This window comes from Kocuria sp. HSID16901 (assembly GCF_003989425.1).
GTDB lineage: Bacteria > Actinomycetota > Actinomycetes > Actinomycetales > Micrococcaceae > Rothia > Rothia massiliensis.
In genome coordinates this window covers 92,907-109,409 of record NZ_RBLM01000005.1, presented here as the reverse complement: position 1 = coordinate 109,409, position 16,503 = coordinate 92,907, and the positions used below count along the sequence as shown (strand labels likewise).

The 16,503-nt window shown below is 63.9% G+C and carries 10 protein-coding genes and 1 tRNA gene; 9 read left to right on the top strand and 2 right to left on the bottom strand.

The genetic code is table 11. The features are described 5' to 3' along the window. The first annotated feature begins 112 nt into the window (after positions 1–112). A tRNA-Arg gene (locus D8M21_RS08470) sits at positions 113–188 on the top strand. 179 nt (positions 189–367) lie between these two features. Continuing rightward, positions 368–3,340 (top strand): ExeM/NucH family extracellular endonuclease, encoded by a 2,973-nt coding sequence (locus D8M21_RS08465; protein ID WP_048681236.1) that lies wholly within the window; start codon positions 368–370, stop codon positions 3,338–3,340. 35 nt (positions 3,341–3,375) lie between these two features. Here D8M21_RS08465 and D8M21_RS08460 read toward each other — a convergent pair whose 3' ends face one another. Beyond that, a complete protein-coding gene (locus tag D8M21_RS08460) occupies positions 3,376–4,512 on the bottom strand; it encodes an NgoMIV family type II restriction endonuclease (protein WP_048681232.1) in 1,137 nt (378 codons plus the stop codon). Positions 4,513–4,673: 161 nt separating this feature from the next. On the opposite strand from D8M21_RS08460, the gene D8M21_RS08455 reads away from it, so the two are divergent. Both D8M21_RS08455 and D8M21_RS08450 read left to right on the top strand, forming a co-directional pair. Next, positions 4,674–4,997, top strand: a complete 324-nt coding sequence (locus D8M21_RS08455) for a 2Fe-2S iron-sulfur cluster-binding protein (protein ID WP_048681230.1) — start codon at positions 4,674–4,676, stop codon at positions 4,995–4,997. Between the two features lie 79 nt (positions 4,998–5,076). Then, positions 5,077–5,865 carry a DUF4232 domain-containing protein gene (locus tag D8M21_RS08450; protein ID WP_082156771.1) on the top strand — a complete coding sequence of 263 codons (789 nt, stop codon included), beginning with the start codon at positions 5,077–5,079 and terminating at the stop codon, positions 5,863–5,865. A gap of 14 nt (positions 5,866–5,879) precedes the next feature. Here D8M21_RS08450 and D8M21_RS08445 read toward each other — a convergent pair whose 3' ends face one another. After that, positions 5,880–6,482, bottom strand: a complete 603-nt coding sequence (locus D8M21_RS08445) for a malonic semialdehyde reductase (protein ID WP_048681221.1) — start codon at positions 6,480–6,482, stop codon at positions 5,880–5,882. 199 nt (positions 6,483–6,681) lie between these two features. Between D8M21_RS08445 and D8M21_RS08440 the strand changes: the two genes are divergently transcribed. The 5 genes from D8M21_RS08440 to D8M21_RS08420 all read left to right on the top strand — a co-directional run bounded on the left by D8M21_RS08440 (position 6,682) and on the right by D8M21_RS08420 (position 16,502). Next, positions 6,682–11,790 (top strand): Lhr family ATP-dependent helicase, encoded by a 5,109-nt coding sequence (locus tag D8M21_RS08440; RefSeq protein ID WP_126855805.1) that lies wholly within the window; start codon positions 6,682–6,684, stop codon positions 11,788–11,790. Between the two features lie 103 nt (positions 11,791–11,893). After that, a complete protein-coding gene (locus tag D8M21_RS08435; protein WP_048681216.1) occupies positions 11,894–13,411 on the top strand; it encodes an amino acid permease in 1,518 nt (505 codons plus the stop codon). Positions 13,412–13,570: 159 nt separating this feature from the next. Beyond that, on the top strand, positions 13,571–14,515 hold the full coding sequence (locus tag D8M21_RS08430) for a pseudouridine synthase (RefSeq protein WP_048681213.1): 945 nt from the start codon (positions 13,571–13,573) through the stop codon (positions 14,513–14,515). Positions 14,516–14,546: 31 nt separating this feature from the next. Then, positions 14,547–15,812 (top strand): glycoside hydrolase family 76 protein, encoded by a 1,266-nt coding sequence (locus D8M21_RS08425; RefSeq protein WP_082156770.1) that lies wholly within the window; start codon positions 14,547–14,549, stop codon positions 15,810–15,812. Positions 15,813–15,956: 144 nt separating this feature from the next. Next, positions 15,957–16,502, top strand: a complete 546-nt coding sequence (locus tag D8M21_RS08420; protein WP_048681211.1) for an NUDIX hydrolase family protein — start codon at positions 15,957–15,959, stop codon at positions 16,500–16,502. Position 16,503 lies beyond the last annotated feature (1 nt).

Below are 16,503 nucleotides of genomic sequence, written 5' to 3'. Positions count from 1 at the left end.
AGAGGCTTCCTCTCGACCTGCGGCGGAGATCACAGCACCTGGAGTTGGTGATCCGTCAACCCGCATGTAAGGTAGTACCTGGTCTTGAGGCAGTTCACCTGCGAGAGACCATGCGCCTGTAGCTCAACGGATAGAGCATCTGACTACGGATCAGAAGGTTGGGGGTTCGAATCCCTTCGGGCGCACCACGGAAGCCCCGTCACCACCCGGTGACGGGGCTTCACTGGTTAACGGTCGTAACGATTCACCGTGCAGTGGCGCAATGTATTTCCCAGCTGTTCACACGCATATTCCGCACCCCTCGCCTGGGTGACCGTTGGACCTCATAACCTCAAGGTGCTCATCACTCCATGCATCAGAGGTTTTCATGTTTTCCGCATCCACATTGCGTTGTTCTCGCCGTCTTCGCGGCGTTACGTCCCTGGCCACGGCAGCCCTCCTTGCCGTGGCTCTCACGCCCGTCGCCGCCGCACCGTCCCAAGCGCTAACTCCCATCCAAATATCCGAAATCTCCTACGCGGGAGACGACGCCTCCGATTTCGTGGAAATCTCCGGTGAACCTGGAGCGGACTTGAGCGGATATGTTGTCGGTTCGGTGGCTCGGGGCGGCAACCTTCAGGATGGCAAGCACCTCCAGACTCTTTCGGAAGGCACCACCATCCCTTCCTCGGGTTACTACGAGGTCAAGGTGCCCATCACCAATAGCGTCGATGCCGGATCCGGTGCGGACGGCAAGTATGAGGCCGCCGTCTTCGTGGCTGATCCCTCGGGACAACGCACAGACTTCGAGCAGATCGGTGGAACAGCCGGCGGTCGTGGAATCACGGCCGGTACCTCCCCATCCCTACCGGCTGGAATTCGCGGAGTACCGGCGGATCCGACTGGCGCCACGTCACCCACCGGCCAATCGATCCAACGCATCGATGGCACGTGGAAGGCCGCGGCCCCCACTCCCGGCGTTGCCAACTCCACATCCGCTCCGGCTACGCCAGAGCCGTCCAGCTCGTCGTCCTCAACGACCGCTGCCCCGCCGTCGACCTCCCATGGAACCTCCATTGCTGACATCCAGGGAACCACCGATCTATCCCCGGCAGCAGGCCAGACCAAAACGACGAGCGGCGTCGTGACCGCTGCATATCCGGATGGCGGCTTGAAGGGATACTTCATTCAGACTCCCGGAACCGGAGGGGATCAGGATCCGACTCCAGGCCGTTCTGACGGTCTCTTCGTCTACTCCCCCGCGACCGTGGGGCAAGTGGCTGTCGGTGACTACATTGAGGTCACCGGCACCGTGAGTGAATACCACGGGCAAACACAGATGACGGTGGATAGCGGAAATGAGCACAAGCTCCCCGACCAGGTTGAGCCGGTCCAACCCGTCACCGGTGCCTTCCCGGAAGATCCGGCCGCGCGCGAGGCGCTCGAGGGCATGCTTCTGCAACCGAGCGGTCCCATCACGGTGACCGACAATTACAACACCAACCGCTACGGTGAAGTCGGACTGACGAATGGCGAAACCGCACTTCCGCAATCGACCGACGTCGCCGCCCCTGGCGAGGATGCCAATGCCATCGAAGCCCAGAACGCGAGCAAGGAATACCTTCTCGACGACGGCGGAACCGTGGACTACACCAGGGGCGCCAACGGAACCCCCGTCCCGTACCTCTCCACCACCGACCCGTTGCGGGTCGGTGGAAGCGCGACCTTCAATAAACCGGTGGTCCTCGGCTATGGATTCGATGCTTGGAGGCTCCAGCCCACGACGTGGCTGACCGGCAACAAGGCATCCGACTCCCCGGTGTCCTTCGCCAACAATCGCACTCCGGCTCCTCAGCAGGTTGACGGAGACGTGAGTATCGCGAGCTTCAACGTGCTCAACTACTTTCCGACGACCGGCGACCAATTGACGGGTTGCACCTACTACAAGGATCGCGACGGAAATCCGGTGACCGTGAGTGGCGGTTGCGATGCCCGCGGTGCGGCCAACGCGGAAAATTTCCAACGGCAGCAACAAAAGATCGTCGGTGCGATCAATTCGCTGGATACTTCGGTACTTTCCCTGGAGGAGATCGAAAACTCGGCTCGATTCGGCAAGAACCGCGACGAAGCGCTCCACCATCTGGTCGATGAGCTCAACAAAGCTGCCGGCACGAATAAGTGGAAAGCCGTGGATTCACCGGCCCAGCTGCCCGGCTCGGAGGATGTGATCCGCACAGCCTTCATCTACCAGCCGGCCAAGGTCAAGCCTGTGGGCGAGTCAACCATCCTGCTCGACGACCCCGCATTCGATAACGCCCGGCGTCCGCTGGCGCAGGCCTTCCAGCCCACCTCGGAGGGCAGCCAGAAATTCCTTGCCATCGTCAATCACTTCAAGTCCAAGGGCTCGGGCGCAGGTGCGGGGAACGCCGACACCGGTGACGGCCAGGGCGCTTCCAACGGATCCCGTAAGGAACAGGCTCAGTCGCTGAGCACTTTTGCCGCCGCGCAGGAAGAAAAGGCCGGAACACAGAACGTGGTACTCCTCGGTGATTTCAATTCCTACACCCAAGAAGATCCCATGCAGATCCTCTACAAGGCCGGCTACCAAGACATCGGTTCCGCCAAGACGAATAAGCACACCTACCTCTTTGGTGGGCGCGTCGGGAGCATCGACCACGTGCTGGCCTCAGGTCCCATGTTCAGCAAGCTCTCCGGAGCCGACGTCTGGAATATCAATTCCGTGGAATCCGTGGGGTTGGAATATAGCCGGTATAACAACAACGTGACGAACCTGTATTCGGACAATCCGTATCGTTCCTCGGACCACGACCCGCTGTTGGTGGGCTTCGATACGAGGGCCGCAACCGGGAGCGGTCATTCCGATTCCTCGAATCCGACATCAGGTCAGGGACAACCGGGTTCCGGCAATGCTCAACCCGGGAACGTCCAGCCCGGCACGGGAAACGATCAGCCGGGGGATGGAGCCTCGACTCAGCCGGATCAGCCTCAGGGCGACAATGGATCATCGGTTGGAACCCATCATTCCGCCGGAACCGCCCCATCGACCGGCACAGGCCACTCTCCAGCCCAGAATGACGCCGGGCAAAACCCGGGGGTGACGGCGCCCGAGGCCTCGAACGGACCAGCTGACGACGGTATCTCCTCAACCACGCCGTGGACCTCCACGGGGACCAACGACGGTTTCTATGACGGAACCATGGCCTCGGGGTCGCAGCCTACGGGTGACTTGGCTTCCACAGGCGCGACGGTCCTGCCTTACGTCATCATCGGCCTCTTGCTGCTTCTGGGAGGTGCCATCGCCGTCGTTATCGGACGCCGCCGGCGCACCGAACAGTCGTAAGTCGCACCGTAGGTTTCCAGGGTGGGCGGCCGAGGTTACAGGGCCAAGTCCAACGGAAGGTCCGAAATATCCTTGAGCCGCCTGCCTTGAACCATGGTGTGTAGGAGGTCCGCCCCCGCCGGATCCGTCGCGGGGTCGATCGCGTCCAGGAGTTCGTGAAGACCCACGTGATACACGCAATCGATATCCCCAGTCCCCAACGCCACGGCCGCGAGCCTGGACGGCATCGGCTCACCGGTCACCAAAACGAGGTGAGGGACGCGCCCCCTGCGATTGCGTATCAAATGACGCGCTTCGGAACGCACCTGCTCGGCGCGATCGCTTCGCAAGGTCCATTTGCACGCGACGACGGCGTGCAAGAGCGATTTTTCCTGCACCGCGGAACGGAGAGGGCTCGCGGAGGCCAGCGGGCCCAGAGGGTCCACGAGGCGAGCCGTGGCGTTGAGTTCGGAGTCGGCCACGGGGGCGCGAGCCACCACCACGTCCGGTGCAATGATCGACGAATCGTGGCCGATCAATGCACGAAGGTCACGATGGGCAGCGATGGCCTCCCGCAATCCGCTGACATGTTCATATTGTTCGAAAACGGTCGACGCGTCCTGAGCGCCTTGACCGTCCGCGACGTCGCCGAGTCGACGCACCGTCCACTCCCCCGGCCGCACAACATCCAGGGCGCGCATGACGGACTTCAGGTACGCAGCGACCGCTCGCTCAAAATTCCGCCGCACACCATGCCCGGGTGCGCGCCGCGCCTCCGGAACACCACCGATCCCGTCTGTCATTGCCTGGGCGTACCGGATGCTGGACGCGGAATCCTTGTCCGCGTTCGAAGGGACTCCCGAATTCGGATCCACGACCAGTACTCGCTCGTCGAGTAACGCCCGGTGAAATACCCGACGCGCCTTATCCATGAGGTATTCCGGATCGTTACGGCGCGAGGCCGCAATTTCCGCGCGCGTCATCTCGGCTTCGGCTTCGCGGAGATTTGGAGGCTCGGGGGCCTTCGGGTCGGCACCCTCGACGGCATGAATCTCGGCCGGAGCACCTGGCTTCTCCGAAGCATCTGGACGAGGTTTCGATTCCGGTTGTGCCCCCTCGCCGGCAAATTCGGTGAGGTCCAAAGAAAAGAGGAACTGTTCCTCCGGTTCATGCTGCGGGCGACGTCGACTCATGCATCCTCCAGATCCGTCAGTTTCCGACCAGATTACTCACTGTGCAGAAATATCACGCCGACCTATGTTTCACGTCACCTCTCGCAAAAGGGGTTATGGCCTCCTTGCGCCGCCTGCCTAGACTGTGAAGGCACGAAAATTTCACCCACAACGGGAGAGCAATGAGCATTAACATCACCGTGGTCGACGAGTCTGGGGACTCCAACGAAGTCGAGTGGAAGGACAACCAGACGCTCCTGGAATGCCTCCACAAGAATCAGTACCCGGTGCTCGCCACGTGCGGCGGCAATGCATCGTGCGCCACCTGCCACACCTTCATGGATCCAGAGCACTTCGAAGCCGGCGGAGATGACCGCACCGAAGAAGAAGAGGACTTGCTGGACATGATCGACGACGTCGCCAATGAGTACTCACGGCTCGCCTGCCAAACGCAGTACAACGACGAACTGGACGGCGCCACGGTGACGCTCAAGCCCGGAATGTAGCAGCTGATTCCCCACGCATGACGGGGCCGGCCTCCCGTCCCCGCTGGCACCACGTCATAAATCTGCCTACTCTAGGCACATGTACGACCGAACAACTCGACGCATCCGTACGGCACTCACCGGGGCAACGCTCATCGCGTTCACCCTGGGAGCCAGTGCGTGCTCCTCAGGGAACACCTCGGGGCACGACGGCCAGGAGTCGAGCAGCTCGGCGAGCGCCTCGTCTTCTTCGACCGCTCCGAAACCGAGCCCCTCCGAGAGCGCGGCGACGACGCAGCCCGCTCCGACACCCACCGTGACCGACGCGGAACCAACGCCACAACCGAGTGGCACCGTGGACCAGGCACCGGCCGAGCCCACACAGACCCCATCCGCTCAGCCGACCCAGCCCACGCCGAGTAACCCTCCGGGACAGGAGCCTTCGTCGTCGAGTGAGGCGGCCTCGAGCGAAAGCTCTTGTGGCCGGGGCGATCTCCACGTTGCCGTCGACACGTCCAATGGTGCCGCCGGTTCGACGTACTACACCATGACTTTCACGAATTCCGGTTCGAACCCGTGCAAGATCTCCGGTTACCCCACGGTCAACTTCATCGGCGGCTCGGGACAAACCATCGGAGCCGCCGCGACCCCTGCCACGGACCTCGGAGGCACCGGGGCGACGCTGCAGCCGGGCGATTCCACATCAGCCATATTGCGGAGCACCCAACCGGATCTCTACGGATCGACGTGTGAGAAAACCAATGCCAGCGGACTGCGCATCGCCGCCCCGGGCTCCAAGGACTCCCTGGACGTCCCCTTCACCTTTTCCGCGTGCGGAAATCCTGCGGTGTCCCAGCTGTCCGTGAGCAAGGTGGGCGTCCAGGGCTGACCCGCCCTTGACTCTCAGAGCGTGAGGGTGGATTCCTCGTACGCGAAGCGCGGGGAGCGAGAATACTTCGGCTCGACGCCTTTACCGATGTTGACGACGACCACCGAATTCAGGTCGTAGCCGGCCAAGAGATCCTCGTCGACGCCGGATGCGTTGAACCCGGTCATCGGGCCCGCCGCGAGACCCATGGCCCGGACCGCCATGACGAAGTATCCGACCTGGATAAAGGCATTGTCCCGGCCGGTTCCCGCCGCAAGCTCCGGCTGATCCATATACATCTGGCCTACCTGAGGACGCGCCGGCAAGAAACGATCAAATTTGTGGTGCCATGTCTGGTCCATCGCCAAGACGGCGACCAACGGGGCCTCCTGCGTCTTGGCCTGATTCCCGGCAATCATGTGGCTGACGAGACGATCCCGAGCCTCTCCCTTTTCCACCCACACAATGCGCAACGGCTGGGAGTTGAACGCCGTGGGGCCCATCTTGGTGAGCTCGTAAATGGCTCGCCGCTGTTCCTCAGTTACCTCAACATCCTCGAAGGCGCTCGCGGTGCGCCCGTTGAAGAGCAGGTCAATGTCCTGCGAGGTCATCTTCGCCTGAGTTGCGATATCGTCCATAGTTCGTCCTTTCCGCCGGAGCCGGACCTCGCGGGCCCTGCGCGCCCCACAATATATTGCTTTACACATAAACTAACGGGTCGCGAGAGATATTCCGTGCCCACGACGTGGATGAGTAGATGTGACACAACGCTCCCGGCGAACCCGTGGGGCGGCGTCGTCGACGCGCCGAGGAACGGAAAACGGCACAATGGGACACATGCCTTCGGCCCTAGAGCGATTCGATCCGGCGACCCGTGAATGGTTCACGGGCGCTTTTTCGCGCGCAACCTCGGCCCAGGACGGCGCGTGGTCGGCGATTGCGGAGGGTCGACATGCTTTGGTCGTGGCGCCCACGGGTTCCGGCAAAACTTTGGCCGCGTTCCTCTGGGCCCTGGACCGCTTGGTATTACGCCCGGACGCTGAAGGGCTCGAGGCTGCCGACGCCTCGGAGGATGAGCACACGGGACCCACCGCCCGCCGGAAGCGTTCCTCACGGCGCACCCGAGTCCTATATATTTCGCCGCTCAAAGCCCTCGGCGTCGATATCGAACGGAATCTGCGCTCACCGTTGGTTGGCCTCTCCCAGACGGCGCGATTTCACGGGCGCGAGCCTCGCGAGATTTCTGTCGGGATTCGTTCGGGCGACACACCAGCCCGGGAACGACGTCGTCTGGTCACCGACCCTCCGGACATCCTCATCACCACCCCCGAGTCCCTGTATCTCATGCTGACCTCGAAGGCGCGTTCCACCTTGTCGGCCGTGGATACCGTGATCGTGGACGAGGTGCACGCCGTCGCCGGGACCAAACGCGGAGCTCATCTCGCGGTGTCTCTCGAACGCCTCGATCAGATCCTCCCTGCTCCAGCTCAGCGGATCGGGCTGTCCGCGACGGTCGAGCCCGTGGACGCCGTCGCCCGGTTTTTGGGAGGCACGGCGCCGGTGAGCGTGGTCCAACCAGCGCTGGAGAAGTCCTGGGACCTGACCGTTTCGGTTCCCGTTCCAGATATGTCGAATCTGACGGTTCCGGTACCACGCGCCGACCTTCCGGATCACCGCACTGGAGTCTCCGCGGGGTCGGCCGCCGGAGCGAATCCGACGCTCGAGGATGCCCTAGGCCTGGATCTCGAGTCGCCGCTGGCCGCCAGCGCCGAAGCCGCCCCGTCGGATTCGGACGACAGTTCAGCGGGCACCGCAGCCGTCAGCCGAGGTTCCGCCGCGGAGTCGACGTCGACCACCCCGCACACCGTCGTCGCCTCGATCTGGCCACACGTCGAGGAGCGGATCGTCGACCTCGTGGAAGCCCATCGTTCGACCATTGTCTTCGCGAATTCGCGCGGCCTCGCCGAACGCCTGACCTCGCGGCTCAACGAGGTGCACGCATTTCGCGAGGAACAGCGCCATGATGCTGTAAGCGATGCCGCCCCTTCCGAGGGCGGCGAGATGCCCTATTCTCCTCCGGCCCTGAATCACCTCACCTCGGGAACAGCCCCCGCCGAGCTTGCTCGCGCCCATCACGGTTCGGTGTCCAAAGATCAGCGAGCGCTCATTGAGGATGCCCTGAAGTCGGGAAGCTTACGATGCGTGGTAGCCACCAGTTCCCTGGAATTGGGGATCGACATGGGCTCCGTGGACCTGGTGATCCAGGTGGAGTCGCCGCCGAGCGTCGCGAGCGGTTTGCAACGCGTGGGACGAGCGGGCCACCAGGTGGGCGAGACCTCGCGGGCCGTCCTGTACCCGAAGCACCGCGGGGACCTGCTCTCGTCGGCCGTGACGGTCGAACGCATGCGTGCCGGCGCCCTCGAGCCCCTGCACGTACCCGCCAATCCCCTGGACGTTTTGGCGCAACAGACCGTGGCGGCGTGTGCGACCGGGCCCATCGACGTCGAGGCCTGGTTCGACGCCGTCCGGCACACCGCCCCATTCGCTGCCCTTCCCCGGTCCGCATTCGACGCCGTGCTGGACCTGTTGGCAGGTAAGTACCCGTCCGACGAATTTGCGGAACTCCGCCCCCGGGTGATTTGGGATCGCGAGGCAGGAACCTTGGAACCCAGACCAGGGGCGCAACGCGTCGCGGTGACCTCCGGCGGGACCATCCCGGATCGCGGACTCTACCCCGTCTATATCGTGGGCTCGGACGAAGAGACTCGCGGCCCCAAGCGAGTGGGCGAGCTCGATGAGGAGATGGTCTACGAATCCCGAAATGGCGACGTGATCGCCCTTGGAGCAACGAGCTGGCGGATCGAGGAGATCACCCACGACCGTGTCAACGTGACGCCGGCGCCGGGACAGGTGGGAAAACTGCCGTTCTGGCACGGGGACGGGCCCGGCCGGCCGGCCGAACTGGGTGCCGCCACGGGACGATTTACTCGGGAGCTCGCGACGTCGTTGGCGGAAGAATCCGACGGCCGACGAGCGGCGCGCGAGCGGCTGCTCGCCGCGGGACTCGACGAGTGGGCCGCGGATAACCTGTGCGCGTATATCGACGAACAACGCGAAGCAACCGGTCAGGTCCCCAGCGAGAAGACCGCCGTGGTCGAACGATTCCGCGACGAGCTCGGTGACTGGCGCGTGGTGTTGCATTCTCCCTACGGGATGCCGGTGCACGCGCCGTGGGCCTTGGCGATCGGTGCCAGGATCGACGAACTCTACGGGCTGGATGGTTCGGCGATGGCCGCCGACGACGGGATCGTCTTGCGCATCCCTGCCATGGAGGAAAACCCTCCCGGCGCCGATCTCTTTCTCTTCGAGCCGGACGAGATCGAAGCGATCGTCACCGAACAGATTGGTTCCTCCGCGCTCTTTGCCGCCCGTTTTCGCGAGTGCTCGGCCCGGGCTTTGTTGTTACCGCGCCGCGACCCGGGGAAACGGACGCCTCTGTGGCAGCAGCGCCAACGTTCGGCACAGTTGCTCGACGTCGCCCGCCGCCACCCAAATTTCCCGATCATCCTCGAAACGGTGCGCGAGTGCCTTCAGGACGTTTACGACCTGCCCGCACTGCGAAAGATTCATGAGGACATCTCCTCCCGTCGCATCACGGTGCGCGAGATCGAAACGAGCGAACCTTCCCCCTTCGCCAGGACGCTGCTCTTCGGGTACGTGGGGCAATTCCTCTACAACACCGACGCCCCGCTGGCCGAGCGCAAAGCCGCCGCGCTGAGCCTCGACCCCACGCTGCTGTCCGAGCTGTTAGGGCGGGACGAACTGCGTGAGCTGCTGGACCCCGATACGATTCGCGAGACCGAAGCGCAGGTGCAACGCCTCACGGAGGGTCGTCAACTCCACGGCGTCGAGGGCCTGGCCGATCTCTTGCGCATCTTGGGCCCCCTCACCCTCGACGAAGCCACCGAACGCCTTGAAGACGGCGTAGACGCTGCCTCTCACATGGCCGAGCTAACACGCGCCGCCCGAGCCTTCACGGTCCGCATCGCGGGTCAGGAAAAGATCGCCGCCGTCGAGGACGCCGCCCGTCTCCGTGACGGGTTGGGCATGCCCTTGCCCATGGGCATCCCCCAAGCCTTCATCGAACCTGTGGCGGATCCCTTGGGTGATCTCGTTTCCCGATTCGCACGCACCCACGGACCGTTCACCGCTGCCCGAGCGGCAGCCGCCCTGGGACTGGGATCGGCCGTGGTCGAGACGGTACTGACGCGACTAGTGACGGACCGTCGCATCGCCCAGGGGCGTTTCCTGCCGCCGGAGATGGTGGAGGCAGCGGCGGATTCCGAGTCGGCCGTGGAATGGTGCGATGTCGGGGTTCTCCGAACGATCCGACGTCGTTCATTGGCCAAGCTGCGCGCCCAGATTGAGCCCGTAGACGCGGCCACGTATGCGCGGTTCCTGCCGGCGTGGCAACATGTTCGCGCGGAAGGCGCCTCGGAAGATCCACGGGTCGACGACGCGGACGGCCTGTTGACCGTCATCGACCAGCTCGCGGGCGTTCCACTCCCAGCCTCCGCCGTGGAGACTCTGGTGCTGCCCGCGCGCGTCCGGGGGTACCGTCCGAGCATGCTGGACGAAGCGATGTCTCGCGGAGAAGTGGTGTGGACCGGCAGCGGCACGATCCCCGGACAGGACGGATGGGTGCGCCTGCACCTGACCGAATCTGCCGACCTGACGATTCCCGCCGACCCACCCATGGGACTCGACGACCTGAGCGAGGATGCCCGCCGCGTCTTCGATGCCATGGGAGACGGCGCGGACTTCTTGCCCCGTATCGCGACGCGCGCTGGGATGAGCCTTGACCTCGCCGGAACCGCGCTCTGGGAATTGGTGTGGGCCGGATTGGTCACCAACGACACGGCCGGACCGTTGCGTGCCTTTTTGGATGGCGGTTCTTCTGCCCATGCCCGCCCGAAAGCACCGGGCCGTTCACGCTCGAGAGGACGGCGCGGAGCGGGACGCATCACCTCCGCACGGTTGGGACGCGCAGGCAATCCCGTCGCGCACCAGGCCGGTGGTTTCGGGCTGGGCCCCGGCGGATTAGGCGAGGCGACGGGGGTCGCCGCAGGGCTCTCCCCGCAACGGGAGCGGGAGCTCAGCGGCCGGTGGTCCAGAGTCAGCACCTTCCTGGATGAGGAGCCTCTGGACGTCACCGTTCGGGCGGTGGCGACGGCCCAGCTGATGCTGGACCGCTACGGCGTACTGACCCGAGGCGCCGTAGCCCACGAGGAAACCCCCGGCGGCTTCCAGGCGATGTACCAAATCCTCACGGCCCAAGAGGATCAGGGCGAAGCGCGTCGCGGTTATTTCGTCGAGGGTTTGGGCGGCGCACAATTCGCAGCGCCCTTGACCGTGGACCTCTTGCGTTCCACCACCATCGATCAGCAACTTGAAGGCTCCTCTTCCGAACCGCGCGCCCCCGAGGTTCTGGTTCTCGCGGCGAGCGACCCGGCGAATGCGTATGGTTCGACCCTCGGCTGGCCCGATCCCGTTGCGCCGGAACGGCTACTGACCGCGAGCGGGGGCGAGCCTCAGGCCGCGTCGTCGACGGAGAATCCGCGTTTGGCTCGACCCGGACGAAAGGCCGGTGCGCTGGTGGTGTTGGTGGACGGGAGGCCCGTCCTCTACGTCGAACGAGGCGGCAAGACGATGCTGACCTTCACGTCCGACGTCGCAGACCTGACCCTTGCGGGGCCGGCCGTCACTTCGGCGGTCAGATTGGGCGCCGTCGACAAGCTGGTCATCGAAAAGGTCAATGGGATCTCCATCCTGGAACGTGGCACTCAAGAGACTGGTGGTGCTCCTGCCCCCGTGACCGCCCTTCGCGAATCCCTCACCGCCGCGGGCTTCTATTCGACGCCGCGCGGGATACGGATACGTCGCTAAAACCACCACGTCCACATACTGAGATTTCCGTCCATTGTTTGAAAACCTCGGAGTACGCTCAATCATCATCTTTATTGGAATTACCTGATCTAAAGGATCCACCATGTCCTCTGGACTTTTCCGCACCAAGTCCGTAGAGCAGAGCATCCGGGACACCGAGGAACCGGAGCATCAGCTCAAGAAGAATCTTGGCGCGCTCGACCTGATTGTTTTCGGTGTCGGAGTGAGCGTGGGAGCGGGCATCTTTGTGCTGACCGGCCACGCCGCTGCCACGAACGCTGGGCCCGCCATCGTGCTCTCCTTCCTCATCGCGGGGCTTGCCTGCGGTCTCGCCGCCGTTTGCTACGCGGAGCTTGCCTCGACCGTGCCCGTCGCGGGTTCGGCGTACACCTTTACCTACGCGACTCTAGGTGAATTGGCCGCGTGGATCATCGGCTGGGACCTCATCCTCGAATTCACCGTCGGCGCAGCGGCTCTGGCGACGTCATTTAGCCAATACCTCGGGGTCATCTTGCAAGACACCCCCTTCGCAATTCCGCCCGCCCTCGCGTCTGCGGAAACCGGATGGGTCAATTTGCCGGCCTTCTTGCTGGTCGTCGGCCTGACCGTCGTCTTGATCACCGGAGTCAAGCTCTCCAGCCGCCTCAATCAAGTCGTCACGGGCATCAAGCTGTTGGTCGTCCTGGCCGTGATCGTCGTCGGAATGTTCTTCGTCAAGGCGTCCAACTGGGTTCCGTTCATTCCTCCGACGCAGGGCGCGAGCGCTCAGACCGGCGGCGCCCTGCATCTGCCCCTCGTGCAAACCCTCTTCGGCATTGCACCGAGCGTCTTTGGCGTGGGTGGCGTGCTGGCCGCCGCGGCCATGGTGTTCTTTGCCTTCATCGGATTCGACATCGTGGCCACCACCGCGGAGGAGACCAAGAATCCCCAGCGGAACCTTCCCATCGGTATCTTCGGCTCGCTCGCCATCGTGACGGTGCTCTACGCGGGCGTTTCGCTGGTCATTACCGGCATGCAGAGCTACAAGGACATCGATCCGAACGACGGCGCCCCGCTGGCCACCGCGTTCTCGAATAACGGGCTGCCGTTCATGGGACACCTCATCGCCATCGGTGCGTGCATCGGCTTGATCGTGGTCACCATGATTCTGTTCCTCGGCCAAACGCGCGTCGGTTTCTCGATGGCGCGAGATCGGTTGCTCCCGCCGTCGCTCGGCAAGACCCACCCCAAGTTCAAGACGCCGTACCGTTTCACGATGCTCGCTGGCCTGGCGATCGCCCTCCTTGCAGCCTTCGTCCCGCTGGCCAAGCTCGCCGACTTGGTCAACATCGGCACCTTGTCCGCCTTCATCCTGGTCTCCGTCGGCGTGATCATCCTGCGCAAGAGCCGTCCGGATCTGAAGCGCTCATTCAAGGCCCCGTTCGTGCCGGTCCTGCCCATCGTCTCCGCGCTGATGTGCCTGTACCTGATGATGAACCTCTCCTTGGAGACCTGGATCCGTTTCGTGATCTGGCTGCTCATCGGCATCGTGGTGTACTTCGCGTACTCACGGCGCCACAGCCGCCTGCGGAACTCCACGGATGAACCCACTTCGGCCGAACATGTGACGCCCACGGCGTAGTCGGCCCCGACCCCATGCATGGCGTGCATCGCATCGACAGATTGCGGTGCACGCCATCGTCGTTCAATCCCGCGAAAGATACCGTGGAGACATGACCGCTAAAAGCTCGCACACGTTCGGCGACGACGCATGACTCGACGTCCCCGGCCAGGTTGTCCGGTGCCCGCACGGGAGGGAGTTTCTCCCACACGCATTCGGTTGCCCCGGGACGAAAATTACGCGTCGCTCGCGGGATTTCTAGCTGAACGATTCCCGCCGCATGATCCAGAGCAGGTCGCCCAGCTGATGGCGCGCGGCGACGTCTTTTCCCCGGACGGTCTCCCGCTGGCTCCCGACGCTGAGTACCGCCCCGGTGGCCACGTCTGGGTTTTCCGCCCACTCCCCGAGGAGCCTTCCCTCTCGGACGAGATCCCCGTTCTCTATGAGGACGACGATCTCCTCGTCGTCGACAAGCCTCACGGCTTACCGGTCACCCCGCGCGGCGGATTCGTGAAGCAGACGGCCGTGACCAAGCTCCGGGTACGCACCGGAAACCAGGATCTCTCCCCCGTGCACCGACTCGACCGCCTGACTGCGGGAGTCCTGATCTTCGCCAAAACCCCGCGAGCCCGAGGACCGCTGCAAAGCCTCTTTGAGCTCCAGCAGGTACGCAAGACCTATGAGCTGATCGCCCCGCTGAATCCCCACCCCGAATCCGACGCTCCGGAACGACTCCCCCAGCATCCCGAGGAACCGATCCGCGTCCGGTCCCGCATCGTCAAGGACTCATCATCGCTCCAAGCCAGAGAAGTCGACGGTCCCGCCAATGCGGTCACCGGGATCCGGCTGATCCGAGAGTTCTCCGGAACTCCGTGGGGGCTCTACGCCGCATATCCGCTCTCGGGAAAGACCCATCAGATTCGGGTCCACATGAATCACCTGGGCCGTCCCCTTCTCGGCGACCCCTTGTACCCGACGATCGACGACGAGGCATTGCGTCACCCCGAGACCCGGCTCCAGCTCCTCGCCCGCGAAATTTCCCTACGCCACCCCTTCACCGGAGATCACCTGAGCGTGCGCTCAGACCGTACCCTGGAGATAAGAACCAGACCTGAGGACGCTTGAACGTTCGCAGCATCATTGACCGGGAGAGACCATGACCACAGACCCCCGCACCCCGCCGACCACGCGTAGCCAACGGCGTCGTTCCACCCCAGAAGGAGGGCAGGCCCCGGCTTCTCCGGCCCAACGGCATCGGGCCGAGAAGGCCCTCCGTGCCGAACGTGCCACGTACTCGGTTCACCGGCTCTTCCTGCGCCGCGTGAGCGGAATTCCCGGGACACTCATTGGTGAGACGACGTTGCCGCCGCAGAAGGGTCTGAAGAAGCGCGTGACCAACTGGAACTACTGGTGGCAGGCGCAATTGCTGGACGCCCTAGTCGACGCCGGCCAACGCTATCTTGCCGACGGACGCACCTCAGAGGCCGAGCGCCAGATCGACCAGTGCCATCGTTTGCTGCGGGGCATCCGGATCCATAACTTTGGCACCTTCGTCAATTCGTTCTATGACGACATGGCGTGGCTCGTCCTGGCGGCCCAACGCCTCAACTCTCTCTCACAAGCGGTGCTGGGCCGTGGGTCCGAACCCGCGCAAGAAGCCGGACGGGCCCTCTACCCACAGCTCAAGGCCGCCATCTCTGACGAGACCGGAGGCGGTGCCTACTGGTCCAAGGCCGAGAACTTCAAGAATCTGCCCGCTTCCGGGCCAATCTCGATGGCTCTATCACGGGCAGGCGAGCACGACAGCGCCTTCGCACTCACTCAGTGGTTCCGGGATCGCTTGTGGGACCCCCGCGAGGGGTACCTCGACGGCATCAAACTGGAACTGCAACGCAACGGATCCCGCAAGGAAGTTCCCGAAGAGCGAGCCTTCTCTTACAACCAGGGCGTGGCGATCGGCGCGCACCTAGAAATCCAGGGTGGGGACCTCCGCCACGTCGAGGAGATCGTCCGGTTGGTCCACGAAAAGTTCACCGTGACGCATGCTGAAGAGGGCACCGAATTCCGTGTCCTCGACACCCGAGGTTCCGGCGACGGCGGATTATTCGCCGGAATCCTCGCGCGATACCTCACCCGGGCTGCCATGGATCATCGGATCGAGCCGAAGACCCGTCACCTCGCGCGCGATCTCGTCGTCGCCACTGCTGAGCTGTTGTGGGCCGGTCGCCGAGAGTTCGATCCAGACCTTCCGCTGAACGAACCCGGAATCGACGTGACCGAAATTCGCGGCGATTCGGTGGCGTTGTTCTCCCCGGACGCGACGCGCCACAGCTCGGAGACTCTCGGTTCGGGGGCCCGCGTGGAACTCAGCACGCAGGTTCAGGCCTGGACCATCCTGGAGGCTGCCTACCGCCTCGCGTGACGGCGCGGCCCCGAGAAGACGGCGGGCGACGTCGTCGTGCGCTTCCCGGGGCCGAGTCCGCCGCCGGTTCAGCGGGTAGCCAAACACCGCTCCGACCACGCAAAATACTGGGATTTTTTGTTCCGGGTGCGATACAACCGAGGTATGAGCAGAGTACGCACACCGGACCCCACGCCCGGGTGGCTCTCCGAGGAAGAGCTCGCCCAGGCCCGCCAACAGTTGCCGATGGTCTACGTCCAAGCCATTCCCGTGACGCTCGACCCCCTGGGATGCGTCAGCGAGGTTGGCTTGCTCCTTCGCCCCAATGACGAGGGGAGCATGGTTCGCTCGTTCGTGTCGGGAAGGGTGCACTACCGGGAGACGGTTCGCGGGGCCCTCCTGCGTCACCTCGAGAAAGACCTCGGCCACCTCGCGATGCCGCAGATGCCCGCCTCCCTGACCCCGTTTACCGTCGCCGAGTATTTCCCGCATCCGTCCCAATCGGGCCTCACCGACGACCGACAACACGCCGTCGCCCTCTGCTATGTGATCCCCGTCAATGGAGATTGTGAGCCCCGCGAGGACGCCCTCCAGCTCTCCTGGCTCACGCCGGAAGAAGTGCTCCGGGACGAGGTCCAGGAAGAATTTGAGGGCGGTAGCGGCGATCTGGTGCGGCGAGCGCTGGCCTTCGCCGGGTGGGGCCGCTGCTGAA

What these genes read in the sequence shown, in the direction of transcription:
- D8M21_RS08465 (WP_048681236.1), top strand. Translation starts at nt 368, where the DNA reads ATGTTTTCCGCATCCACATTGCGTTGTTCTCGCCGTCTTCGCGGCGTT.
- D8M21_RS08460 (WP_048681232.1), bottom strand. Translation starts at nt 4,512, where the DNA reads ATGAGTCGACGTCGCCCGCAGCATGAACCGGAGGAACAGTTCCTCTTT.
- D8M21_RS08455 (WP_048681230.1), top strand. Translation starts at nt 4,674, where the DNA reads ATGAGCATTAACATCACCGTGGTCGACGAGTCTGGGGACTCCAACGAA.
- D8M21_RS08450 (WP_082156771.1), top strand. Translation starts at nt 5,077, where the DNA reads ATGTACGACCGAACAACTCGACGCATCCGTACGGCACTCACCGGGGCA.
- D8M21_RS08445 (WP_048681221.1), bottom strand. Translation starts at nt 6,482, where the DNA reads ATGGACGATATCGCAACTCAGGCGAAGATGACCTCGCAGGACATTGAC.
- D8M21_RS08440 (WP_126855805.1), top strand. Translation starts at nt 6,682, where the DNA reads ATGCCTTCGGCCCTAGAGCGATTCGATCCGGCGACCCGTGAATGGTTC.
- D8M21_RS08435 (WP_048681216.1), top strand. Translation starts at nt 11,894, where the DNA reads ATGTCCTCTGGACTTTTCCGCACCAAGTCCGTAGAGCAGAGCATCCGG.
- D8M21_RS08425 (WP_082156770.1), top strand. Translation starts at nt 14,547, where the DNA reads ATGACCACAGACCCCCGCACCCCGCCGACCACGCGTAGCCAACGGCGT.
- D8M21_RS08420 (WP_048681211.1), top strand. Translation starts at nt 15,957, where the DNA reads ATGAGCAGAGTACGCACACCGGACCCCACGCCCGGGTGGCTCTCCGAG.